Origin of the sequence: Exiguobacterium sp. s36, from assembly GCF_018618345.1 — a bacterium.
GTDB classification, from domain to species: domain Bacteria; phylum Bacillota; class Bacilli; order Exiguobacteriales; family Exiguobacteriaceae; genus Exiguobacterium; species Exiguobacterium chiriqhucha.
In genome coordinates this window covers 308421-332361 of the sequence record NZ_JACSLW010000002.1, presented here as the reverse complement: position 1 = coordinate 332361, position 23941 = coordinate 308421, and the positions used below count along the sequence as shown (strand labels likewise).

The 23941-nt window shown below is 55.4% G+C and carries 21 protein-coding genes, 1 pseudogene and 1 riboswitch; of the genes and pseudogenes, 21 read left to right on the top strand and 1 reads right to left on the bottom strand.

Annotated elements, in window-relative coordinates:
* The 7 genes from carB to KNP95_RS07140 all read left to right on the top strand — a co-directional run bounded on the left by carB (position 1) and on the right by KNP95_RS07140 (position 7999).
* Positions 1-3204 carry a carbamoyl-phosphate synthase large subunit gene (gene carB / locus KNP95_RS07170; RefSeq protein ID WP_214836334.1) on the top strand — a complete coding sequence of 1068 codons (3204 nt, stop codon included), beginning with the start codon at positions 1-3 and terminating at the stop codon, positions 3202-3204.
* The gene (locus KNP95_RS07165; protein ID WP_214836331.1) at positions 3201-3920 is read left to right on the top strand and encodes a dihydroorotate dehydrogenase electron transfer subunit; all 720 of its coding nucleotides are present in this window, start codon (positions 3201-3203) and stop codon (positions 3918-3920) included. The genes carB and KNP95_RS07165 overlap by 4 nt, the downstream gene beginning before the upstream one ends.
* A complete protein-coding gene (locus tag KNP95_RS07160; RefSeq protein ID WP_021067064.1) occupies positions 3917-4843 on the top strand; it encodes a dihydroorotate dehydrogenase in 927 nt (308 codons plus the stop codon). Before KNP95_RS07165 ends, KNP95_RS07160 begins: the two co-directional genes overlap by 4 nt.
* On the top strand, positions 4818-5522 hold the full coding sequence (pyrF, locus tag KNP95_RS07155; RefSeq protein WP_214836328.1) for an orotidine-5'-phosphate decarboxylase: 705 nt from the start codon (positions 4818-4820) through the stop codon (positions 5520-5522). The genes KNP95_RS07160 and pyrF overlap by 26 nt, the downstream gene beginning before the upstream one ends.
* Positions 5506-6135 (top strand): orotate phosphoribosyltransferase, encoded by a 630-nt coding sequence (pyrE, locus tag KNP95_RS07150; RefSeq protein WP_214719468.1) that lies wholly within the window; start codon positions 5506-5508, stop codon positions 6133-6135. Before pyrF ends, pyrE begins: the two co-directional genes overlap by 17 nt.
* 131 nt (positions 6136-6266) lie before the next feature.
* A complete protein-coding gene (locus KNP95_RS07145; protein WP_235045182.1) occupies positions 6267-7067 on the top strand; it encodes a hypothetical protein in 801 nt (266 codons plus the stop codon).
* The gene (locus KNP95_RS07140; protein WP_021067068.1) at positions 7064-7999 is read left to right on the top strand and encodes an FUSC family protein; all 936 of its coding nucleotides are present in this window, start codon (positions 7064-7066) and stop codon (positions 7997-7999) included. Before KNP95_RS07145 ends, KNP95_RS07140 begins: the two co-directional genes overlap by 4 nt.
* A gap of 200 nt (positions 8000-8199) precedes the next feature.
* Here the strand turns inward: KNP95_RS07140 and KNP95_RS07135 are convergent, their stop codons facing one another.
* Positions 8200-9888 (bottom strand): Rqc2 family fibronectin-binding protein, encoded by a 1689-nt coding sequence (locus tag KNP95_RS07135; protein WP_214755945.1) that lies wholly within the window; start codon positions 9886-9888, stop codon positions 8200-8202.
* Positions 9889-10019: 131 nt separating this feature from the next.
* Here KNP95_RS07135 and gmk point away from each other — a divergent pair, with 131 nt between their 5' ends.
* The 14 genes and pseudogenes from gmk to KNP95_RS07070 all read left to right on the top strand — a co-directional run bounded on the left by gmk (position 10020) and on the right by KNP95_RS07070 (position 23897).
* Positions 10020-10667: a guanylate kinase gene (gene gmk / locus KNP95_RS07130; RefSeq protein ID WP_029595720.1), complete on the top strand. Its 648-nt coding sequence runs from the start codon at positions 10020-10022 to the stop codon at positions 10665-10667.
* A complete protein-coding gene (rpoZ, locus tag KNP95_RS07125; protein ID WP_214836325.1) occupies positions 10667-10876 on the top strand; it encodes a DNA-directed RNA polymerase subunit omega in 210 nt (69 codons plus the stop codon). The genes gmk and rpoZ overlap by 1 nt, the downstream gene beginning before the upstream one ends.
* A 59-nt stretch (positions 10877-10935) precedes the next feature.
* The gene (gene coaBC, locus KNP95_RS07120; protein WP_214800894.1) at positions 10936-12126 is read left to right on the top strand and encodes a bifunctional phosphopantothenoylcysteine decarboxylase/phosphopantothenate--cysteine ligase CoaBC; all 1191 of its coding nucleotides are present in this window, start codon (positions 10936-10938) and stop codon (positions 12124-12126) included.
* Positions 12123-14447 carry a primosomal protein N' gene (gene priA, locus KNP95_RS07115; protein WP_214836322.1) on the top strand — a complete coding sequence of 775 codons (2325 nt, stop codon included), beginning with the start codon at positions 12123-12125 and terminating at the stop codon, positions 14445-14447. Before coaBC ends, priA begins: the two co-directional genes overlap by 4 nt.
* Positions 14448-14458: 11 nt before the next feature.
* Positions 14459-14884: pseudogene (gene def, locus KNP95_RS16210) on the top strand (peptide deformylase); the annotation flags it as partial.
* 45 nt (positions 14885-14929) lie between these two features.
* A complete protein-coding gene (fmt, locus tag KNP95_RS07110; RefSeq protein ID WP_031200317.1) occupies positions 14930-15844 on the top strand; it encodes a methionyl-tRNA formyltransferase in 915 nt (304 codons plus the stop codon).
* A 1-nt stretch (position 15845) separates the two neighbouring features.
* Positions 15846-17174 carry a 16S rRNA (cytosine(967)-C(5))-methyltransferase RsmB gene (rsmB, locus tag KNP95_RS07105; RefSeq protein ID WP_214836319.1) on the top strand — a complete coding sequence of 443 codons (1329 nt, stop codon included), beginning with the start codon at positions 15846-15848 and terminating at the stop codon, positions 17172-17174.
* A 2-nt stretch (positions 17175-17176) separates the two neighbouring features.
* Positions 17177-18262, top strand: a complete 1086-nt coding sequence (gene rlmN / locus KNP95_RS07100) for a dual-specificity RNA methyltransferase RlmN (RefSeq protein ID WP_214836317.1) — start codon at positions 17177-17179, stop codon at positions 18260-18262.
* 8 nt (positions 18263-18270) lie between these two features.
* Positions 18271-19005 (top strand): Stp1/IreP family PP2C-type Ser/Thr phosphatase, encoded by a 735-nt coding sequence (locus tag KNP95_RS07095; RefSeq protein WP_021067077.1) that lies wholly within the window; start codon positions 18271-18273, stop codon positions 19003-19005.
* Between the two features lie 5 nt (positions 19006-19010).
* Positions 19011-20954 (top strand): Stk1 family PASTA domain-containing Ser/Thr kinase, encoded by a 1944-nt coding sequence (pknB, locus tag KNP95_RS07090; protein WP_021067078.1) that lies wholly within the window; start codon positions 19011-19013, stop codon positions 20952-20954.
* 44 nt (positions 20955-20998) lie between these two features.
* A complete protein-coding gene (rsgA, locus tag KNP95_RS07085) occupies positions 20999-21883 on the top strand; it encodes a ribosome small subunit-dependent GTPase A (protein WP_021067079.1) in 885 nt (294 codons plus the stop codon).
* A 1-nt stretch (position 21884) separates the two neighbouring features.
* Positions 21885-22541 carry a ribulose-phosphate 3-epimerase gene (gene rpe / locus KNP95_RS07080; RefSeq protein ID WP_029595716.1) on the top strand — a complete coding sequence of 219 codons (657 nt, stop codon included), beginning with the start codon at positions 21885-21887 and terminating at the stop codon, positions 22539-22541.
* A 19-nt stretch (positions 22542-22560) separates the two neighbouring features.
* Positions 22561-22661, top strand: a riboswitch (TPP riboswitch).
* 76 nt (positions 22662-22737) lie between these two features.
* Positions 22738-23310, top strand: a complete 573-nt coding sequence (gene thiT / locus KNP95_RS07075) for an energy-coupled thiamine transporter ThiT (RefSeq protein ID WP_021067081.1) — start codon at positions 22738-22740, stop codon at positions 23308-23310.
* Positions 23310-23897 (top strand): thiamine diphosphokinase, encoded by a 588-nt coding sequence (locus KNP95_RS07070; RefSeq protein ID WP_058763355.1) that lies wholly within the window; start codon positions 23310-23312, stop codon positions 23895-23897. Before thiT ends, KNP95_RS07070 begins: the two co-directional genes overlap by 1 nt.
* Positions 23898-23941 lie beyond the last annotated feature (44 nt).

The following is a 23941-nucleotide window of genomic DNA, read 5'->3' as shown; positions in this document are numbered from 1 at the left end:
ATGCCAAAAAGACCAGATATTCAGAAAATCCTTGTAATCGGATCCGGCCCAATCGTCATCGGACAGGCGGCAGAATTTGACTATGCTGGTACCCAGGCGTGTCTTGCCTTGAAAGAAGAAGGATATGAAGTCATCCTCGTCAACTCGAACCCGGCGACGATCATGACCGATCCGACGACGGCGGACCGTGTCTATATCGAACCGCTCGAACCGGAGTTCGTCGAACGGATTATCCGTCAAGAGCGACCGGACGCGCTCCTGGCCACACTCGGCGGCCAGACCGGTCTCAACTTGGCGATGGAACTCGATCGTCGCGGCGTGCTTGAAGATTGCGGCGTCGAATTGCTCGGGACAAAATTATCGGCCATCGAACAAGCTGAGGACCGGGAACAGTTCCGCGACCTCATGTATAAGCTCGGCCACGGGGTCCCGGAAAGCGAAATCGTGCAGTCGCTCGAGTCGGCTTGGGGCTTTGCCGACCGGATCGGCTATCCGATTATCATCCGTCCGGCGTACACGCTCGGAGGAACCGGTGGCGGGATTGCCCATGACCGGAATGAATTCGAACAGTTCGTCGAATCAGGGCTGAAAGCGAGTCCAGTGACACAAGTGTTGCTCGAGAAATCGATTGCCGGCATGAAAGAAGTCGAGTATGAAGTGATGCGCGATTCGAGCGACCAGGCCATCATCGTCTGTGCGATGGAAAACTTTGATCCGGTCGGGGTCCATACGGGCGACTCAATCGTCTTCGCTCCGACGCAGACGCTGTCGGACCGCGACTATCAGATGCTCCGCAGCGTCTCACTCGACATCATCCGCGCTCTCGGCATCGAAGGGGGATGCAACATCCAGTTCGCCCTTGACCCGGACAGCTTCACGTACTACGTCATCGAGGTCAACCCACGTGTCTCCCGCAGTTCGGCGCTCGCCTCGAAAGCGACGGGATATCCGATCGCCAAGTTGGCTGCGAAAGTAGCGGTCGGATACAAGTTGTCAGAATTGAAGAACCCGGTGACGGAGACGAGTTACGCCTCGTTCGAACCGGCGCTCGACTATGTCGTCGCTAAGATTCCGCGCTTCGCTTTCGATAAGTTCGAGACGGCTGACCGCCGGCTCGGCACTCAGATGAAAGCGACCGGGGAAGTGATGGCGATCGGCCGCAACTTGGAGGAAGCGCTCCTTAAGGCTGTCCGTTCGCTTGAACTCGGGACAGAAGACTTGGCCGTACCACGGCTCGCACAATTGACGACGGATGAGCTCAATCGCGAGTTGACGACGCCGACGGATGAGCGACTCTGGATGCTTTATGAGGCACTCCGTCGCGGTTATTCGACGGAACAGTTGCATGAGCTGACGAAAATCGACCGTTTCTTCCTATCGAAACTCGCACGGATTTGGCAACATGAAGATACGCTCCGGCTTGAGCCGCTCACGAAAGAACGACTCGTCGAAACGAAGCGTCTCGGGTTCAGCGATAAGATGATCGCCCGCATCATAAACGAGAACGTGGAGACGGTGACGTCGCTTCGGAACGACTGGGGCATCCGTCCGGTGTACAAGATGGTCGACACGTGTGCGGCTGAGTTCGCCTCGGAAACACCATACTTTTACGGGACGTACGAAGTTGAGAACGAGGCCGTGAAGACGGACAAGCCGTCGATTCTCGTCCTCGGCTCGGGCCCAATCCGCATCGGTCAAGGTGTCGAGTTCGACTACGCGACCGTCCACTCGATTCAGACGATTCGTGACGCAGGTTATGAAGCGATCATCATTAACAACAACCCGGAGACGGTGTCGACCGACTTCTCAATCTCGGACCGGCTCTACTTCGAACCGCTTACGACCGAGGACGTACTCGAGGTCATCCGCAACGAACAGCCACTCGGCGTCATCGTCCAGTTCGGTGGCCAGACGGCCATCAACTTGGCAGCCTCGCTCGAAGCAGAAGGGGTCCAGATTTTAGGGACATCGCTTGAAGACATCGATCGCGCCGAAGACCGGAAAGCGTTCGAAGCGACGCTCTCGGCCGAACAGCTCGCCCAGCCTCCAGGCAAGACGGCGGTCACGGTCGAAGAGGCCGTCACGTGTGCCGACATGCTTGGCTATCCGGTACTCGTCCGCCCATCATACGTCCTCGGCGGCCGGGCGATGGAAATCGTTTATGAGCGCTCGGAGCTCGAGCGGTATATGCGCCACGCCGTCGTCGCCTCGAAAGACCGTCCCGTCCTGATTGACCGCTACTTGACGGGCATCGAGATTGAAGTCGACGCCATCTGTGACGGGACGGACGTCTACATCCCGGGCATCATGGAACATATCGAACGGGCCGGGGTCCACTCGGGCGACTCGATTGCCGTGTACCCGCCGCAGCGGTTGAGCGAAGCGTTGAAACAGAAAGTCGTCGATTACACGATTAAACTCGCCAAGGCGTTCCGGATCAAAGGATTGCTCAATATCCAGTTCGTCTACGCGGACGACTTATACGTCATCGAGGTCAACCCGCGGGCGAGCCGGACCGTCCCGTTCATTTCTAAAGTGACGGGCCTTCCGGTCGCACGCATCGCCACGCAGACGATTCTCGGAACGAGTTTGAAAGACCTCGGGTTAGGGACCGGCTTGCATCCGGAAGCGGACGCGATTTCGGTCAAAGTCCCGGTATTCAGTTTCGCGAAACTGAAAGAAGTCGATCCATCACTTGGGCCGGAGATGAAATCGACCGGTGAAGTCATGGCGACAGACCGCACGCTCGAAAAGGCGTTATATAAAGGACTCGTCGCCGCCGGCATGACGATCGCCTTGAAAGGGAACGTCCTGTTGACGGTCGCCGACCAAGACAAGGAAGAGGCGCTCGACATCGCCCGCCGTTTCAACCGACTCGGATTCCGCCTGATGGCCACGTCTGGCACGGCGCAGACGCTCTCGACAGATGGCTTGCCGGTCCACCCGGTCGGGAAAATCAATGAGGCCGGAGAGACGATGCTGAGCGTCATCGAACGAGGGGAAGTCGATATCGTCTTGAACACGACGACGCGTGACGCCCTTGCGACGAAAGACGGGTTCATCATCCGTCGGGCCGCGGCCGAGCAAGGGGTGCTCTGCCTGACGTCGCTCGACACGGTCGAGGCGCTGCTCCAAGTCATCGAGAGCCTGTCGTTCCAAACGACGAGTTTACCGGCCTTCACGACATTCGGGGTGACCGTATGAGACAACTCGCGACCATTTTATCGAACCGATTGATTGCGACGGCGACGATGGAGATGAAAGTCGAGATCGCACCGCAGGCCGTTGCGCCGGGCACGTTCTTCCATGTGAAGACGTCAGAGCTGTTGCGCCGGCCGCTCTCGGTCGCGAACGTCGAAGACAACGTCGTCACATTCCTGTATAAAGTGATCGGCAGCGGGACGGCAGATTTGGCCGCGCGTCGGACGGGAGACGTCTTAGACGTCCTCGGACCGCTCGGCAACGGTTTCCCGCTCGAACAGACGGGTAAACGGGTCGTGCTCGTTGGTGGGGGCATCGGGGTGCCGCCGCTCTACTACACGCGGCGCCTGCTCGCCGCTCGTGGCATCGAGACGGTAGCGATTCTCGGGTTTGATACGAAAACGAGCATTTTTTATGAAGACGCGTTCCGTGAACTGGGGGAGACGATCATCACGACGGTCGATGGAACGTATGGAGAAATGGGATTTGTGACAGGTCCGCTCGCGCGGGTCGACGCCGATGTCTTATTCAGCTGCGGGCCGGAACCGATGCTGAAAGCGGTCGCCGCGTCACATATCGAAGAGCGATATATCTCGATTGAGAATCGGATGGGGTGTGGCATCGGCGCTTGTTTCGCTTGCGTGTGCGAAGCGCCAGGCGGTTACGTCAAAGTGTGCAGTGACGGACCGGTATTTCGGGCAGAAGAGGTGACGCTATGAGACTACACGTCGATTTGCCAGGCTTACAGTTAAAGAATCCGATTATGCCGGCATCAGGCTGTTTCGGATTCGGGGAAGAGTTCGCCAAACTCTATGACTTATCGATGTTAGGCGGTATCATGATTAAAGCGGCGACAGGCGAGTCACGGTTCGGCAACGGGACGCCGCGAGTCGCCGAGACGGCACAAGGCATGTTGAACGCCATCGGCCTCCAAAACCCGGGTGTCGACGCCATCATCGAACACAAATTACCGTTCTTGTCCGCGTTCGATACCGAGATTATCGCCAATGTGGCCGGCTCGACGCCCGAAGAGTACATTCATGTCGCGCGAGAGCTCAGTGCCGACCCGACCATCAAGGCGCTCGAACTGAACATCTCGTGCCCGAACGTGAAGTGCGGCGGGATGCAGTTCGGGACCGATCCCGACATGGCGGCGGAATTGACCCGACTCGTCAAAGCGGCGTCAACAAAACCGGTATACGTCAAACTGTCACCGAACGTCACGTCAATCACAGCGATGGCGAAAGCGGTCGAAGCGGCTGGGGCCGATGGCATCACGATGATCAACACGCTCGTCGGGATGCGCATCGACGTCACGACCGGGCAGCCGATTCTCGCCAACCGCATCGGTGGTTTGTCTGGACCGGCCGTCAAACCGGTCGCCATTCGGATGGTCTATGAGGTCGCCCAGGCCGTCGAGATCCCGATTATCGGGATGGGCGGCGTGCGGACGGTCGACGACGTCTTGGAGTTCATTTATGCGGGTGCTTCGGCAGTCGCGGTCGGAACGGCCAATTTTGAAAATCCTTACGTCTGTCAGGAAATCATCGAAGCGTTACCAGGACGACTCGACGAACTTGGGATCGATCATATTTTAGACATCAGGGGGAAAGCTTATGAACAGACTGTATCTCGCGCTTGATGTCGAAACGGGCGCCGACGCGTTCCGATTATTGGAACGAATCGAACAAAAACCGGCCGTCAAAGTCGGGATGGAACTGTTCTATCGGGAAGGGGGCCGCTTTGTCGAGCAACTCGTCGACAGCGGGTACCCGGTCTTTTTAGACGTCAAAGTTCATGACATCCCGGAGACGGCACGGCGGACGCTCCGTCAAATCGGCCGCCTCGGCGTCGAGTTGACGAACGTCCATACGCTTGGCGGCGAGACGATGATGCGTTACGCCTTGGACGGTTTACGCGAGGTGACCGATACGACGAAATTGATTGGGGTCACCCAGTTGACGTCGACCGATGAACGAATGCTCGCCGAAGAGCTACACATCGAAGGTGGATTGGAACAAGCCGTCCTTCGCCAGGCTGCCATGGCCGACCGGGCAGGGCTCGACGGAGTCGTCGCGTCCGTGCATGAGGCCCACTCGATTCGCCAAGCGCTCGGCTCGTCATTTTTGACCGTGACGCCCGGTATCCGCATGAACGAGACAGCGGACGACCAAGTCCGGATCGCCACGCCGAAAGCGGCTCGTGACGCAGGCGTGTCGGCCATCGTCGTCGGCCGACCCATCACCCGGGCCGAAGACCCGAACGCTGCCTATGCATACTACTTACAAGAATGGAGTCGAACTTATGAGACAAATCGCTGAAGCTTTATTACAAATCGAGGCCGTGACCCTGTCACCGGAAAACCCGTATACGTGGTCGAGCGGGATGAAGAGTCCGATTTATTGTGACAATCGCTTGACGCTCAGCTATCCTGACGTCCGCAACCTCATCATCGACGCGCTCGTTGAGGTGATCCGTCCGCTCGATGTCGACGTCATCGCCGGGACAGCGACAGCGGGAATTCCCCATGCGACGCTTGTCGCCGACCGGCTCGGGTTGCCGCTCGTCTATGTCCGTTCGAGTGCGAAAGGACATGGGAAAGGGAATCAAATCGAGGGCCGGTTTGAACCGGGGGCTCGTGTCGTCGTGATTGAAGACTTGTTGTCGACCGGCTCGTCGAGCATCGAGGCCGCCAAAGCGATTGAGGAAGCCGGCGGGGAAGTCGTCAAGATTCAAGCGATTTTCTCCTATAGTCTGAGCCGCCTCGCCATCAATCTGTTAGACTCGGGCTTCACTGCGCATGCACTGATTACACTTTCGGATTTGCTCGACGTTGCCGTTAAGAAGCGAATCATCAGTAAAGAGGAATATGCTTCCTTACGAGACTGGCGAAACGATCCGACAGGTTGGAGCGAACGTGTCTTATCTTCATAATCTGTAACGAGAATCCACCTCCGGGCGGATTCTTTTTCTATTCGGTACATGGCATACTGAACATGTTAGAATAGGGAAAGCAGTCAATAAAGGAGATGTGTATGGCGTATTCTAGAATGAAGGGAAAATCCTTGAAAGTCCGTTTTCAAGCGATCCCGAAACATCGTAAACTTGCGTTCGGACTCGTCCTCACCGTCTTGCCCCTCATTTTCTTCTTGAATTTATTCATATTCAGTCACGTGTTGGCACTTGGGGACACGTACGAGGACCGCTATCAAATGAAGAAACTTCGGCTCGAGACGGCGCACGGCAATGTCGAATTCGTTCGTAGCACGAATGAGAAAGTCCACATTGATGTGTTACAGACGAACTCGAAAGAGCGTCGCATCAAAGTCAAATCGGTCGGCGATACGATTTCGGTCGTCGAGCGCTACGGCCAATTCAGTCAATTCGGTAGTCGGGCGAGTGATGAACCATCCCGTTATAAAATCCGAGTCGCCTTGCCGAGCTCGATGACATCGATTGAAGTCGAGGCCGAGCAAGTGACCGGCCAAGGATTGATTGCCAAGACGATCGTCTTGGAGGCGAACGCCGTTAATGTAAAAAAACTCGAAAGTGATCGGCTTCGCGTCGAAACACGGAGTGATACGACACTCGAAACCGTCCGTGTCGTCACGGGAGATATCCGTTCATATCGGAACGCGACCGTGAGCGACATCGTCGTCAATCAAAGCATGACGATTCAGACGGAGGCGGGGACGCTCGCGTACGCGCCGCGTAATGCGACCGGACAAGTGAACGTCACGACCACAGGCAACGTGACGGCGTCGGAACGGTTCAACGAAATCGGGGGCGGCGTGTACCATCTGTCGAACTCGAACCGACCAAACATCGAACTCATTTCCGAGACAGGAAAGGTCGAGCTTAAATGATGAACAAACGTTACATCCCAAAAGTCGGACTTCGAACTTTGAAAACCGGCATCGCCGTCGCCATCACCATCGCTTTGTCCTGGTACGTGTTCGGCATCTATTCAGGCATGGGGGCCATCGCGGCCGTCGTCGCGATGCAACCGACCGTGAAACGGTCATCGAAAATCGTCTTCAGCCGCATTTTCGGGACGATGGTCGGGCTCATGTGCGGTCTCCTGATCGTCTATGCGTTCGGGGTCAACCCGATTTCAATCGGGCTCGCCGTCATCGTCGCGCTCACGCTCAATACGACGTTCGATAAGACGCACATGTCGACGTATGCGGCGTTCGCGATCGTGCTCATGCTTGAGAACCCGACGACCGACTTCTTCCACTATGCGTGGACCCGTTCCCTGTTGACGGCCGTCGGTGTCTTCGTCTCGCTCGGTGTCAACTATGCGTTCATGCCGCCTCGTTACGAGGAGCGGTTGCTCAGTGAGATTCGGAAGACGTCGGCGTATATGTTCCAGCACTGGCGCGAGCTCGTCGGGTCGCCGTCCGAGTTGCTCGAGACGCGGGCCCGTATCCTCGGCCATCAGGAGCTGCACATGATGCTCCAAGAGGATATGAAAGTGACGAACGTGAAATTGAAGCATTTGACGATGAAGCAATACCGGTTATTGATTCACCTTGAGGACAAGCTCGTCTTATTGCTCGAGAGTCTCGCTGAACATCGGGAGGCGCTATTGGTCATGGACGAGGAAGAACGCCGGGTGTTCGAGTCCGAGTTTTTATACCTCCTCGCGCATCACCACGATATCCTTTATACGTGTGACAAGCCGCATGCGCTGTTCACGTTGCCGCATGAGGATTTATCCGTTTCTGAAATTTTACACGGGCACTTGCTCGACTATCATGAACAGCTCGAAGCGTTCAAACATAATCCGAAATAAACGAAGGCCCCGTTTTAGCGACGGGGCCTTTACTTGTTGTCAATGTAAGTGGACATGTCATATTTACACATGCCTTTGGCGACACCCTCCGTTCCTGGAGCGATGCGGCTCCGGGGTTGCCTGCGGAAAGCGTGGGCGCCGAGAGGACGAGTGACCATGGACTAACAAGAAAAGACCACGTCATGTGACGTGGCCTGTACTTACTGCTGGAGTGATTTGACGAGCCGCTCATCCGGCGTGACGTACACTGTCTGCTGGTCCGTATAGATGACGAATCCAGGCTTGGCACCGCTCGGCTTTTTCACGTAACGTGCTTTCGTGTAATCGACCGGCACACCGCTCGAGGCACGGGCCTTCGAGAAATAGGCGGCGACGGTTGCCGCCTCGAGCAACGTCGTCTCGTCAGGTTCGCCCGAACGGATGATGACGTGGGATCCGGGAATATCTTTCACATGAAGCCAAATCTCGTCGCGACGGGCGAACTTGAACGTCAAATGATCGTTTTGCGTATTGTTCTTCCCGACGAAGAACTCTGTCCCCGTCGACGACGTATATGCCTCGAGCGAAATTTTCTTCGTCTGTTTCTTCTTTTGATTCCGTTGCTTCATGTAGCCGCCTTCGGCCAACTCTTCTCGAATCTCGACGATATCGGCCGGTGAGGCGACGTCGAGCTGGGCGACGAGCGTCTCTAAATACTCAATTTCGGCGTCGTTCAATTCGATTTGTTTCTGCACTTCGACTTTGGCGACTTTCAACTTGTTGTATTTCTTGTAGTACGCTTGTGCGTTCTCGTTCGGTGTCTTGAGCTTGTTGAGCGGGATGTCGATCATGCCGCCTTCCTCGTCGTAATAATCGACGACGTGGGCGACGGTCATGCCTTTCTCGAGCTGGAACAAGTATGTTGTCAACAGCTCCCCGTATTTCTGAAGTTCGTCGGAACGTTCCGTCGCCTTCAAATCGTCAAGCAGTCGCTTGCGCTTCAATAGGTTTTTCTCAAGCTCGGACTTGAGCAGACGCTCGACATCGTGAGCTTGTTGTTTGACGCGGTCGCGGTTCGCTTTTTCATAGAAGAAACGGTCGAGCACGTCTTTGCTCGTCTCATAGCGCTCTTCAGAGGTGATCTCACCGGACGTGAGCACGATTGGACTGAAGCGCTCTTTGCCCGACGCGAGCTGTTGGAAGACGTAAGGGCCTTCGAGGTCGCTCATCACGCTGACGAACGACTCCTCGATGCTGGCCCGGTTCGGGAGTTTGGCCCGGTGGACGATCTCTTGGGCGATTTGCGGGCTAAGCCCGGCGAAACTGGACACGAGCTGCTTGTCGAGCGAGCCGGCGTTCCAGTCGATACGTTTCAAACCGGCTTCACGCTCCGTCAACGGATCGCACTTGTCTTGGGCCGGTGGCAGTAAGTACTCGCTGCCCGGCATGATTGTCCGGTACGTGTTTTGTGACGGCGGGAGATGTTTGATGGCGTCTAAAATCTTGCCGTCCTCGTTCGTCAAGACGACGTTCGAGTGACGCCCCATCAGTTCGATATACACTTTCTTATTCTCTTCGTCGCCGAGCTCGTTTCGTGAACGGATCGACAGGACGATGACACGGTCACGTCCGACTTGTTCGATTGCCGTGATGAAGCCGCCTTCGATGTGTTTTCGGAGCATCATACAAAACATCGGCGGTTCTTGCGGGTTCTTGGTCGGGTTGTCGGTCAGTTGGAGCCGTGCGTACATCGCATTCGCCGAAACGAGCAATTGGACGCTTTGGCGGTTCGAGCGGACTTGAATCATCAAATCGAGCGAATACGGTTGGTGCACGCGATTGATGCGCCCCCCGACGAGCGCTTGTAATTCTGTTACGACACGATATGTCATTAATCCATCATATGCCACTAGTCTCATCACCTTTGTTCTTTTTCTGTCTCTACGTTATCAGATTCACGGAAAATATGGTACGATGAAGTAGGAAATCCGAACTTCTTCTTGCCGGAACAATTGATTGACTGCTATTATAATTAAATGTGATGTTAGAAGATGGAGGTCTTGCAGTGAATTTTAAAGAACGAGGATTATTAATCGTCTTGTCTGGCCCGAGCGGCGTCGGGAAAGGTACCGTTTGTCGAGTACTCCGTGAAGAGAAGGACAACAACCTTCAATATTCGGTGTCGGCGACGACCCGCAAACCGCGCGAAGGAGAAGTGGAAGGCGTACACTACTTCTTTAAGACGAGAGAACAATTTGAACACATGATCGAGCATAAACAATTGCTCGAGCACGCTGAATTTGTCGGCAACTATTATGGGACACCGGTTGAATGGGTTCGTGAGACACTCGAAAGCGGGAAGGACGTCATCCTCGAGATTGAAGTCCAGGGCGCTTTCCAAGTGAAAGAGCGTTTCCCGGAAGCGGTCTTTTTATTCTTGGCTCCGCCAAGCCTGCAAGAACTACGTAACCGCTTAGTCGGTCGAGGCACGGAATCGGAAGACGTGATCAAGCAACGCTTGCTCGTCGCCCGGGAAGAAATTGAATTGATGGATGCATACGATTACGTCGTTACGAATGATGAAGTGGATAAAGCGATCGATCGTATCAAAGCGATCGTGACGGCCGAACATTGTAAACGTGAACGTGTCGCGTCTCTCTATAAAAAAGCCATGATGGAGGTCATTTAATGTTATACCCTTCGATTGATGCCTTACAACGTATCATCCCGTCGAAATACACAATCGTCACGGTGGCCGCGAAGCGGGCCCGCCAAATCCAGGACGGAAAAGCAACAAAAGTCGCCGCGCCAAAATCGTATAAGCCGGTCGGTCAAGCGCTAGAAGAATTGTATTCGGGTGACACGACAATCATCACGAACGAAAAAAACAACGGATGAATTGTGACCCAAGTCGGATGCGACTTGGGTCACATTGTCTATAAGGGGGAGAATTGTGAATGTTGAACGATCGGAATATCTTGCTTTGTGTGAGCGGCGGTATCGCGGCGTATAAGGCGTGCGCGCTCACGTCGAAACTCGTCCAGGCCGGTGCGAACGTTCGAGTGGCGATGACCGCGTCAGCCGAAGAATTTGTCGGCAAAGCGACGTTTCAGGCGCTCAGCCGAAATCCGGTATACACCGACGTGTTCGAGGAACACGATCCGACCAAAATCGCCCACATCGACGTCGTCGATACGAGTGACTTGATCGTCGTTGCACCCGCCACGGCGAACATGATTGCGAAACTCGCAGCCGGTATTGCCGATGACTTCATCACGACCTCGATTTTAGCGGCCAAATGTCCCGTCATCGTCTCACCGGCGATGAACGTCAATATGCTCGAACATCCGGCCACGCGCCGCAATATCGAGACGCTCAAAACGTTCGGCTATCAAATCATCGAACCGGGCGTCGGCAATCTCGCGTGCGGGTGGATTGGTGGCGGACGCCTTCCGGAACCGGAAGACCTCGTCCGTATCGTCGAGAGCCAGTTCGTCCCGAAACATCTGCTCGGGAAACGCGTGCTAATCACGGCCGGTCCGACGGTCGAACGCATCGACCCGGTCCGCTTTTTATCGAACGACTCCTCTGGCAAGATGGGCGTCGCGCTCGCCGCGGCTGCCCGCGATATGGGCGCACACGTCACGCTCGTCCACGGACCGCTGCAAGTACCCGTACCGGACGGCGTGACCGCCATCGCCGTCGAATCAGGCACGGATATGCTCGAGACGGTGCTCGCGCGTTTCGATGACCAAGACCTCGTCATCAAATCGGCCGCCGTCGCCGACTATCGCCCGAAGACGGTCCATAGCGAGAAACATAAAAAAGTGCACGGCCCGTTGACGATCGAACTCGAAGAGACGACCGATATCTTGAAGACGCTCGGGGAGAAGAAGACGCATCAGCTCCTCGTCGGTTTTGCGGCCGAGACGGAGAATCTCGAGCAACACGCCCGCGATAAAATCGCCCGTAAACGGGTTGACTATCTCGTCGCCAACGATGTGTCCCAGCCAGATATCGGTTTCCGCGCCGATGACAACGAAGTCACGTTGTTTCGGGCGGACGGGGCTCATGTCCGCTTACCGCGACAGAGCAAACGTGCACTCGCTGTCGAGTTGCTCACACATTTTAAGGAAGATTTGCGATGATCGCCCACGTCCATGTCGATGCGCCCGTCATCACGATCGACCGTCCGTTCGATTATGAAGTGCCGCCCCAGTTCGAGACGTTAATCGAACCGGGCATGCGTGTCTCGGTCCCGTTCGGCTCACGACGCCTGCTCGGAATCGTCACCGGTGTCTCAGAAGGGACGCGCGAAGGGTTGAAACCGCTCGAAGCCCTATTAGATGAAGAATCATCACTGACGGACGAGTTGCTCGACTTATCGAACCATGTGAAAGAGACGACGCTCTGTTTCCGGTCGTCGGCACTCCTCGCCATGTTGCCGGCAGCGCTGAAAGTGAGTTACGACAAAGAGATTAAAGGCGAGACGCTCCCGGACGGCGTTCGAGCCGGTACCCATCTTTCGGAGTATCCGAAAGAGACGCAGTCCATCATCTTGGCGCTCGCCAAAAAAGGGGACATCTTGCTCGCGCCGGTGTTAAAAGAGAAACGGACGGTGAAGACGGACCTCGTCATCGAGCTCATCGATGCGACGCTCATCCCGGCCCGGGCGAAGAAACAACAAGAAGCGATTCAGTTGCTAAAGGACGTCCCGCGGATGTATTGGTCGTCGTTACGTCAAATCGGCTTATCGCGCGCACAACTGCAAAAGATGGAGTCGCTCCGTGCCGTCAAAGTGACCGAGGTCGAACTGAACCGCGACCCGTACGCCACGATTGAACAGGTCATCGAGACGGTCGAACTGAATGAAAGTCAAGCCGCGGCCGTCCATGCCATCCGTGATGCGGAAGCCGGGGAGACGTTACTCTTGCACGGTGTCACCGGCAGTGGGAAGACCGAGGTCTATTTAGAAGCGATCGGTCAAGTCGTCGATGACGGCAAGCAGGCGATTTTGCTCGTCCCGGAAATCTCGCTCACGCCGATGATGGTCAAACGATTCAAACGTCGCTTCGGAGACCGGGTCGCCGTGCTCCATAGCGCCTTGTCACAAGGAGAGAAATATGACGAGTGGCGCAAAATCAAACGACGTGAAGTCGATGTCGTCGTCGGGGCACGCTCGGCGATTTTCGCACCGCTCGAAAACATCGGCCTCATCATCTTGGACGAAGAGCATGAGACGACGTACAAGCAAGAAGAGAACCCGCGCTATCACGCGCGTGACGTCGCGATTTGGCGGGCCGAGTACCACGAGTGCCCGGTCGTCCTCGGAAGTGCGACCCCGTCACTCGAGTCTTACGCCCGCGCCCAAAAAGGCGTCTATCGCTATTTGCAACTGAGCGAACGGTACGGTGGCGAGATGCCGCCTGTCCATATTATCGACATGCGGCGTGAGCTCGCCAAAGGCAACACGACGATGTTTTCAGAAGATTTATTTGTCGCCATCAACGACCGCATCGCGAAAAAAGAACAGTGCGTCATCTTGCTCAACCGTCGTGGTTTCACGACGTTCGTCATGTGTCGCGACTGTGGGGAAGGGCTTACCTGTCCGCACTGCGCCGTCAACTTGACGTATCACCAACACGGCGACCGGCTCAAATGCCACTACTGCGGCTATGAGATCGGTATGCCGTCGAAGTGCCCGACGTGTGACAGCAAGAAAATCAAACAGTTCGGCACCGGCACGCAAAAGATCGAGACCGAGCTGTTGAACCGCATCCCTGAGGCGCGGATCATTCGGATGGACCAAGACACGACGTCACGCAAAGGGTCGCACGAACAACTGTTGAAACGCTTTGAGGATGGGGAGGCCGACATTTTGCTCGGTACCCAGATGATCGCCAAAGGGCTCGATTTCCCGAACGTCACGCTCGTCGGCGTGCTCGCGGCGGATGCGACGCTCGGCATGCCCGATTTCCGGGCGACCGAGCGTACGTTCCAACTCGTGACCCAAGTCGCCGGTCGGGCCGGACGCGGCAGTCTGCCGGGTGAGGCGTACGTCCAGACGTACAACCCGGACCATTATGTCATCGAGACGGCGAGTGAACACGATTATGAATCGTTTTACGCCCGGGAGATGCAACTGCGCCAAGTCGGTAATCATCCCCCATATTGGTACGTCACGCTCGTCACGTTCGCGGCGGAAAGTCCGCTCGTCGCCCAAGCGGAGGCCGAGCTGTTCGCCGCCGATTTCGTCGAGGCGCACGTGGCCCAGTCGCGACTGAACGGGCCGATGCCGGCACCGTTGTCGAAACTGAAGAACTTGTTCCGCTATCAGTTGTTCATCAAGACGAAACATCCGGAAGCGTTATATCCGGTCCTCGCCACGCTGCAACAGGCACGGGCGAAGGCGATTAGCAAAAAAGAATATCAATTGAGTATCGACGTAAACCCATACGTATTCATGTGAGGTGGAACCAGATGTATAAAGTAGTAGAGATTCCAAATGAGATTTTACGGGTCACGTGTGATCCGGTGACAAAATTTGATAAAAAGTTGCGTCAGACGGTCGATCGACTGTTCGACACGATGTATGAATATGATGGGGTCGGCGTGGCCGCCCCACAGGTCAATTTGAATCAACGGCTCGCCGTCGTCCATACGGATGATGAGACAGGACCGCTCGTGTTGATCAATCCGGAAATCATCGAGACGTCCGGGACCGAGATCGGTCTTGAAGGCTGCTTGAGCATCCCGGGTGAGTTCGGTTTCGTCGAACGGCATGAGACGATCGTCGTCAAGACGCAGGATTTGAAAGGCCGCACCCAACAAGTGAAGGCGAGCGGATTCTTCGCTCGGGCGATTCAACATGAGATTGACCATTTGGACGGAGTATTGTTCACGGACAAGCTCGCCGTGCCGGACAAAGGGACGGATCAGCGTATCGTCTTCATGGGGACGCCGACGTTTGCCGTATCCGTACTTGAGCGCTTGCTCGAAGAAGGATACAATGTCGTAGGTGTCGTCTCGCAACCTGACAAACCGGTCGGCCGTAAACGCGAACTGAAACCGACGCCGGTGAAAGAGTGTGCCCTGCGCCACAATATCCCGGTGTTACAGCCTGAAAAGGTGCGGACCGATTACGCGGATATCTTGGCACTCGAACCGGACTTGATTGTGACGGCGGCGTACGGACAAATCGTCCCGACCGAACTGTTAGAGGCACCGAAACATGGCGCCATCAACGTCCATGCTTCGCTGTTGCCGAAACATCGAGGTGGCGCGCCGATTCATCAAGCCATCCTCGATGGGGACAAAGAGACGGGTGTCACCATCATGTATATGGTCGATAAGCTCGATGCTGGCGACATGATTGCCAATACGGTCGTCCCGATTGAAGAATTGGACACGGTCGGTACGTTGTTCGACAAGCTCGCGGTCGCAGGATCAGACTTGTTGCTCAAGACGCTTCCTGCCTTCCTCGCTGGTTGGATTGAAGCCGTACCGCAAGACGAGCGTGACGTCACGTTCGCACCGAACATTAGCCGAGAGCGGGAACAGATTGACTGGACCCGTGCCGGTGCAGACATTTATAACCACATCAGAGGGATGAATCCGTTCCCGACGGCGTATACGACGATTGCCGGGGAACGGGTCAAACTGTTCTTCGGGTCGAAAACGACAGGGACGGGTGAACCGGGAACGATTGTACGGCTTGAAGAGGATGGATTTGTCGTCGCGACAGGCGACGCGGTCGCCATTAAAGTGGTCGACTTGCAACCATCTGGTAAAAAACGAATGGACGGGGCCACATTTATGCGTGGGGCCGGCCAAAAGTTACAAGTCGGCGATCGACTAGGAGGATAATATGAACGTACGAGTTGCAGCACTGGATACGCTAATCAAAATCGAACAAGGCGGCGCCTATTCGACGATTGCGGTCAACGATTTATTGAAACAGAAGAAATTGGCGACGAAAGATGTCGGCCTATACACAGAGCTCGTCTATGGGACGCTCGGCCGGAAACGGACGCTCGATTATATTTTAGAGAAGCGGGTTCAAAACCCGAAAAAATTGGACCGTTTCGTCTTGCCGCTCTTACGGATGAGTGTCTATCAACTGTTTTACCTCGACAAGATTCCGGATCGGGCCGTCTTGCACGAAGCGGTCGAGATTGCGAAAAAACGGGGCCATTCGGGTACCGGTAAGTTCGTCAACGGCGTGTTGCGCAACGTCATTCGGGACGGGTTCCCGGATTTGAGCACGCTTCCGGACGCTGAACGGATTGCCATCGAACATAGCCATCCCGATTGGCTCGTCGCCGAATGGGTGGAAACGTACGGTGTCGAAGCGACCGAGGCGATGTGTAAATTAAACAATGAGCCGGCTCCGGTCACGGTTCGGGTCAACCGCCAGCGCGTCACGGTCGAAGAGATGATTGAACGGCTCGCCGAAGTCGATGTCGTCGCGACACGCTCGGAGCTGTCAGCGGACGGACTCATCATCGAATCCGGAAACGTGCACTCGACAGCGTTCATCGATATGGGCTTGTTGTCGATTCAAGACGAGAGCTCGATGATCGTCGCCGATGCGCTTCAAGCCGGGAAAATGGAACGCGTTCTCGATGCGTGTGCCGCACCAGGTGGAAAAGCGATGCATACGGCAGAACGCATGGACGGTGGAACGCTCGTCGCCCTCGACTTGCATCCGCATAAAGCGAAGTTGATTGAACGTCAAGCGAAGCGTCTGCATATCGATGGAGTGACCGCACTTGCCCTCGATGCCCGCCAGGCCGGGGATACATTTGAACCGGAGAGCTTCGACCGGATTTTACTCGACGTCCCATGTTCGGGACTCGGTGTCATCCGTCGCAAGCCCGATATCAAATGGACGAAAGACAAGTCCGCCCTCGCTGGACTGCCGAAAGTCCAACGTGAAATCATTGACGCCGTCTTGCCACTGCTTAAACGAGGTGGTACGCTAGTGTACTCGACATGTACCATCGACCCTACTGAGAATGAACAGCAGGCCGATTACATTTTGTCGAACGGATTGACGTGGGATGAGACACTCCAAGACCGTCTTCCACAAGTATTGCACCCGATGATGTCATCGGACCGCGCTGAACTCAAATTACTCCCGACGTCGTTCGGGACGGACGGTTTCTATATCGCCGCATTCAAGAAAGAGGTATAAACATGAATCCAAAAGCAGTTGAAAAAAATCCATTAGTCGGTGCCAAGCCGTCACTCTATTCCCTCACGTACTCAGAGCTCGAACAATGGCTGATTGAGGCAGGAGAAAAATCGTTCCGCGCGAAACAGTTATATGACTGGATGTACGTCAAGCGTGTGACATCGTTCGACGATATGACGAACGTCTCGAAACCGCTCCGCGAGAAATTAGACGCGGCGTTCCAATTGACGACATTGAAAGAACTCGTCCGTCAAGAATCAAAGGACGGGACAATCAAGTTCTTGTTCGAGCTTCAAGACGGTTATTCTATCGAGACGGTACTCATGCGCCATGAGTACGGAAACTCGGTCTGTGTCACGACGCAAGTCGGCTGCCGCATCGGTTGCACGTTCTGTGCTTCGACGCTCGGTGGTTTGAAACGTAACTTAGAGGCCGGTGAAATCACGGCCCAAGTCCTCGACGTCCAGCGCGCGCTCGACGCGAGCGAAGAGCGGGTCGACTCGGTCGTCGTCATGGGAATCGGCGAACCGTTCGATAACTACGACGAATTGATGCGCTTCTTGCGCACGGTCAACCACGATGACGGCTTGAACATCGGTTCACGTCACATCACCGTGTCGACGAGTGGGATCGTACCGAAGATTTACAAGTTTGCCGATGAAGGCATGCGCATCAACTTCGCAATCTCGCTTCACGCGCCGACGACGGATATTCGGACACGCCTTATGCCGATCAACCGTGCTTACAACTTGGACAAGTTGATGGAAGCCGTCAACTACTATACAGAGAAGAGCGGTCGCCGCATCACATTCGAATACGGTTTATTCGGCGGGGTTAACGACACGGAAGAACACGCGCATCAACTCGCTGACTTGTTGAAAGGCGTCAAATGCCACGTCAACTTGATTCCAGTCAACCACGTGCTCGAGCGCGATTACGTCCGCACACCACGTAAACAAATTTTTGCCTTTGAAAAAGTGCTCAAAGATCGAAAAGTGAACGTGACGATTCGTCGCGAACAAGGTTCGGATATCGATGCGGCTTGTGGGCAGCTTCGAGCGAAGGAGCGCGAACAAGAAACGAGGTAATCACGAAGATGGAATTAGCATACCGAACCGACCGGGGCCAAGTGAGAGCACAGAACGAGGATGCCGTCTTGATTTTAGGGGACGAACATGCCGGAATTGCTCTCGTGGCCGACGGGATGGGGGGACATGAAGCCGGGGAGGTCGCGAGTCAGCTCGTCATCGAGCAGTTTCGCCGTGCCTTCTCGACGCTTCCGGCCTCGCCGATGGAGATGGAGAATTGGTTCCGCCAAAACGTGGAACTGGCCAATGATCAAGTGCTCGATTTCTCGAAACAAGCCAACCTCCTCATGATGGGGACGACGATTGCCGGTGTCTGTTGGCACGACGAGACGATCGTCATCGTCCACGTCGGGGATAGTCGTGTATATGCCTTGCGAGATGATAAGCTGCAGCAATTGACGGAAGATCATTCCTACGTGAACGTGTTGAAACAACTCGGCGAATTGACCGAGGAAGAGATGCGCGTCCATCCGAAACGTAACATTATCACCCGTTCAATCGGCTCGAATGAGCATGTCGAACCTGATCTGCAAGTGTTTGCCGAACCCGAGTTTGACACGATTTTAATCTGTACGGACGGCTTGACGACTCATTTGACTGATGAGGAAATCAAGCAAGTCTTGAAACGTCCCGTCTCGGCGGACGTCAAGGCGGATCAATTGATCGATCAAGCCAACCGTTTGGGTGGGAGTGACAACATCACCGTTGCCCTCGTCCAGTTCACAGATAGAAAGAGAGGATGAATCCGATGCGAAGTGGAGAACGAATCAACGATCGTTATCGGATCGAACAGCAAATCGGCAGCGGCGGCATGGCAAATGTCTACCGGGCTCACGATGAGATTTTAAACCGAACCGTCGCCATCAAGGTGTTGCGATCTGAATTCTCGCATAACGAACAATTTATACGCCGGTTCGAACGGGAAGCCCACGCGGCGACTAGTCTGAACCATCCGAATATCGTCGCCATCTACGACGTCGGAGACGAGCGTGACATCTATTACATCGTCATGGAACACGTCGATGGGATGACGCTCAAACAATATTTGCAAGAAGAGTACATATCTGTCGACGAGGCGCTTCGCATCATGGGACAGATTTGTGATGCCATCGACCATGCCCATGCGAATCGAATCATTCATCGGGACATCAAACCGCAAAACATGATGATCGATCAGAGCGGCAACGTCAAAGTGACGGACTTTGGGATTGCGGTGGCCATGTCGAACGCGACGCTGACCCATACGATGTCAGTGCTCGGCTCGGTCCATTACTTTTCTCCAGAACAGGCGCGCGGAAAGTTCGCCGATGAGAAGTCAGATATTTATTCACTCGGTGCCGTCCTGTATGAACTCGTGACCGGACGCGTTCCGTTCATCGGCGAGACGCCAGTCGCCGTCGCACTTCAACATTTGCAAGACGACCCGATTCGACCGATGGATTTGAACCCGAACATCCCGCAAGCGCTTGAGAACTGCATCATGCAGGCGCTGGCGAAATCACCGGGCGCCCGTCACACATCGGTCGCCGCCTTTAAGAAGGATTGCATGACGGCGCTCGACCCGGAACGTGCGAACGAACCGAAACGCCTCAGTACGGAACAGGACGCATTCGATCAGACGCTCGTCATGTCACCGGTCGTCCCGGACGAACCGAACGTCAAAGAGACACCGGAACAACCGGTCGCACCGAGCGAACCTGAGACAGCGAACCCGAAGCCGAAACGGAAGAAGAAGTGGTGGCTTTGGCTCCTACTCCTCTTCTTGTTGATTGGCGGCGGAATCGGGGCATATGTCATCGCCGATGAGATGTCCCGTGCCGTCGTGCCAGACGTCGTCGGGATGACGAACGACGAAGCGACGACCGAACTCGAAACAGCCGGTTTTGTCGTCGAAGCGACAGAGCGGGCGAGCGATAACATCGCCGCTGGCGACGTCATTTCGCAGACACCGCAAGCCGGTCGGAAACCGAAACGCGGAACGACCGTGACGATTGTCGTGTCGGCCGGGAAAGAGACGGTCGCGATGCCGGACGTCGAAGGATTGTCTCAGTCGGCGGCCGAGCGGACGCTCAAAGACCTCGACTTTGCGGATATCGAAATTCAATCCGAGGCGTCGGAGACGGTCGATAGCGGCGATGTCATCTCCCAGTCGATTGCTCCGGACAACGAGGTCGTCCCGTCTGAAGAGACGGTGACGCTCGTCGTCTCGACCGGTAGCAATAAAGTCGAACTCGCCAATTTAGCCGGGTATACGTTTGAGGAAGCGACGACGTACGCCGAACAGAATAGCTTGAAAATCGTCAAACGAGACGAGTATTCAACGAGCGTGCCCGCCAACCAAATCATTCGTCAGTTACCGACGGCCGGAACAGCCGTCGACCCGGGGACGGAATTGACCGTCATCGTGTCGCAAGGGGTCGAACCGACCGACGTCTCGATTGAACGGGAAGTCAACGTCGAAATCGATCCGCCTGCTGAAGGCGAAGAACCTGTGGCACTCGAGGTCGTCATTCGGACGGTAGACGCCCGTGGCGAAGTCGAAGTGTTGCGTGATAAGATAACGGAGACGACGACTTACTCGTATACGCTCGTCATTGCACCGGACGAAGTCGGAACCGCGACGATCGAAGTCGACGGGGAAGTCGTCCGGACGGATACGGTGACGTACGCACAAGCAAAAGATTCACAATGAAGAGGTGGCGCGCGCGTCGCCTCTTTTTCTAAGGAGGTCATAGGATGAAAGGTACGATTATTCGATTACAAGGCGGGTTTTATGATGTCATGACGGAAGAGAAACAAGAAATCCGTTGTCGCGCCCGCGGCAATTTCCGCAACCGGAACATCTCGCCGGTCGTCGGCGACGATGTCGATATTCAAGACCAAGGGGACGGCACAGGCTATATCTTGGCCGTCGATGAGCGGTCGAACCATCTCGTCCGCCCGCCGATTGCTAACATCGATCAAGCGTTCTTGCTGTTCTCGGTCAAGGAACCGGCATTCTCGTTCCATCTGCTCGACCGTTTCCTCGTCTTAATCGAATCGAAGCAAGTCCATCCGATTATTGTCTTAACGAAAATGGACTTGTTGACGGAGTCGGAACTCGAAACGATTCAAGCGGCAGCGGCCTTATATCGGTCAATCGGCTATGAGGTCATCGAGACGTCGACGGAGACCGGGTCGGGGATTGAACAAATTCGTGGGTCGTTTAAAGAGAAGACGAGCGTGTTTGCCGGACAGACCGGAGTCGGCAAGAGTTCGCTCTTGAACGCGGTCGCGCCGGAACTAGAACTCGCGACCGGGAAAATCTCGAAGTCGCTCGGCCGAGGCAAGCACACGACGCGTCACGTCACGCTCATCACGCTCGCTGACGGGCTCGTCGCTGACACGCCTGGTTTCTCAAGCCTCGAGTTCCCAGAAGAACTCGAAGTCGAGGAGATGCGCTGGTGCTTCCCTGAGTTCGTCGAGCGGCACGACGACTGTAAGTTCCGAGGCTGTGCCCATTTGAACGAACCGGGTTGTGCCGTCAAAGCGGCCGTCGAGGCGGGAGAAATCGCTTCCACCCGTTATGAGAATTATGTTACGTTTATGGCAGAGTTAAACGATAGACAACGGAGGTACTGACATGATTAAAATTGCACCCTCGATTTTAGCGGCGGACTTCGCCAACCTAGAGGCAGAAGTGAAGGCGGTCCAAGAGGCCGGCGCGGATTATATCCATTTTGACGTCATGGACGGTCAATTCGTCCCGAACATCTCGATCGGTCTCCCGGTGCTCGCGAGCTTACGGAAGAAGTCGGACATGGTGTTAGACGTCCACTTGATGATCGACCAACCGGAGCGCTTCGTCGAAGACTTCATCAAGGCGGGAGCGGACATCGTCACCGTCCACGTCGAAGCGACGAACCATTTGCATCGCGTGCTTCAACAAATTAAGGCGGCCGGAGCCAAGTGTGGCGTCGTTCTCAACCCGCATACGCCGCTGTCATTGATTGAACACGTGCTCGGTGACGTCGACATGGTACTTCTCATGACGGTGAACCCTGGCTTTGGGGGTCAGAAGTTCATCGAATCGGTCGTGCCGAAAATCGCGGCGTTGAACGAGATGCGCCAAGCGCGCCGTCTCGACTTTGAAATCGAGATTGACGGCGGCGTCAACGCGGAGACTGCGAAATTATGTATCGATGCCGGTGCTGACGTGCTCGTGGCCGGCTCGGCCATCTATAACGAGCCGAGCTATAAAGACGCAATCGATAGCATTCGCAACGCATCTCGTGTATAATCGTCCATAGAACAACAAATATTGTCGCAAGGGGTGTCACATTCTGTGGCTGAGAGGCATACGCTAACCCTTTGAACCTGTTCCGTTCACACGGACGTAGGGATGTGGCGAAAATGCACGTTGCTACTCGATAGCAGCATGGCGTTTACGTCATGCTGCTTTTTGTCGTTCGCTCATATTTTAAGGAGGGAAATAGATGAAACAACGTTTAAAATTACAGGCGCTCATTGAAATCTCATTGTTCGCCGCACTCGGTTTGATTTTTGATTTGCTCATCCCGTTCCGGATGCCGCAAGGCGGGTCGATCAGCTTGGCGATGTTGCCGATTTTCGTCATGGCGTATCGTCACGGTTTGAAAGGCGGACTTGCGACCGGTGCACTTGTCGGAACGCTGCAACTGCTGTTCGGGGCCTACATCTTCACGCCGGTCCAGTTCCTGCTCGACTACACGTTCGCTTACGGTGTCGTCGGGATGGCGGGACTGTTTGCTGGTCAAGTGAAACGAGCCGCCAAGGATGAGGCGAAAAAGACGCTCGTCGTTTATTTGGTGCTCGGCGCGCTCCTCGGTTCACTGCTTCGTTACGGCGCCCACGTCTTGTCGGGGATCGTCTTCTTCGCCGAATACGCGGAAGGTCCGGTCGTCGCCTACTCGTTCGCCTATAACATGACGTACATGCTCCCGTCCTTCCTCGTGTCGGCCGTCGTCCTCGTCCTCTTGTTCGTCTCGGCGCCGCGCTTCGCGACGCTCGCGACCCGGGACGTCCGCTAATGCGGGTGTTGATTGTGGCGGCCAGCCCGGAACCAATCTCGGGACTCCCGCGTGACGTCGATTACATCATCGGCGTCGATGGGGGGTACGAGACACTGTTGAACCACGGGCTGAACCCAGATCTCGTCGTCGGCGATTTCGACTCCTTCACGGGCGAAGTGCCGATCGACGCCGTCCGCTATCCATCTGAGAAAGATGTGACCGACCTCGAGATCGCTCTCGAGGCGGCACGGGGGCATGGCGCGACGGAGATGATTGTCTACGGTGCGCTCGGCGGCCGGCTCGATATGACGCTCAGCAATATCGGTCTGCTCGAGGCGTATCCGGAGATGCGTCTCGTCACGGCAGGGCAGACGGTACGACTCGTCGGGTCGGGACGCTATGAACTCCCGCGTCAAGACGGTCACTATTTGTCGCTCATCCCATGGAAGCAGGCGAACGTGACCATCCGCGGCGTCAAATATCCGCTCGACCGTCACGATGTCGTCAGCCATGAGGCGCTCACCATCTCGAACGAATGGGACGATGAAGCGGCGGATTTGATCGTGCACGAAGGCATGGTGCTCGTGCTGTATGTCAAAAAATGAACACAAAAAAATCCCATCGGCGAATGCCGCTGGGATTTATTTCG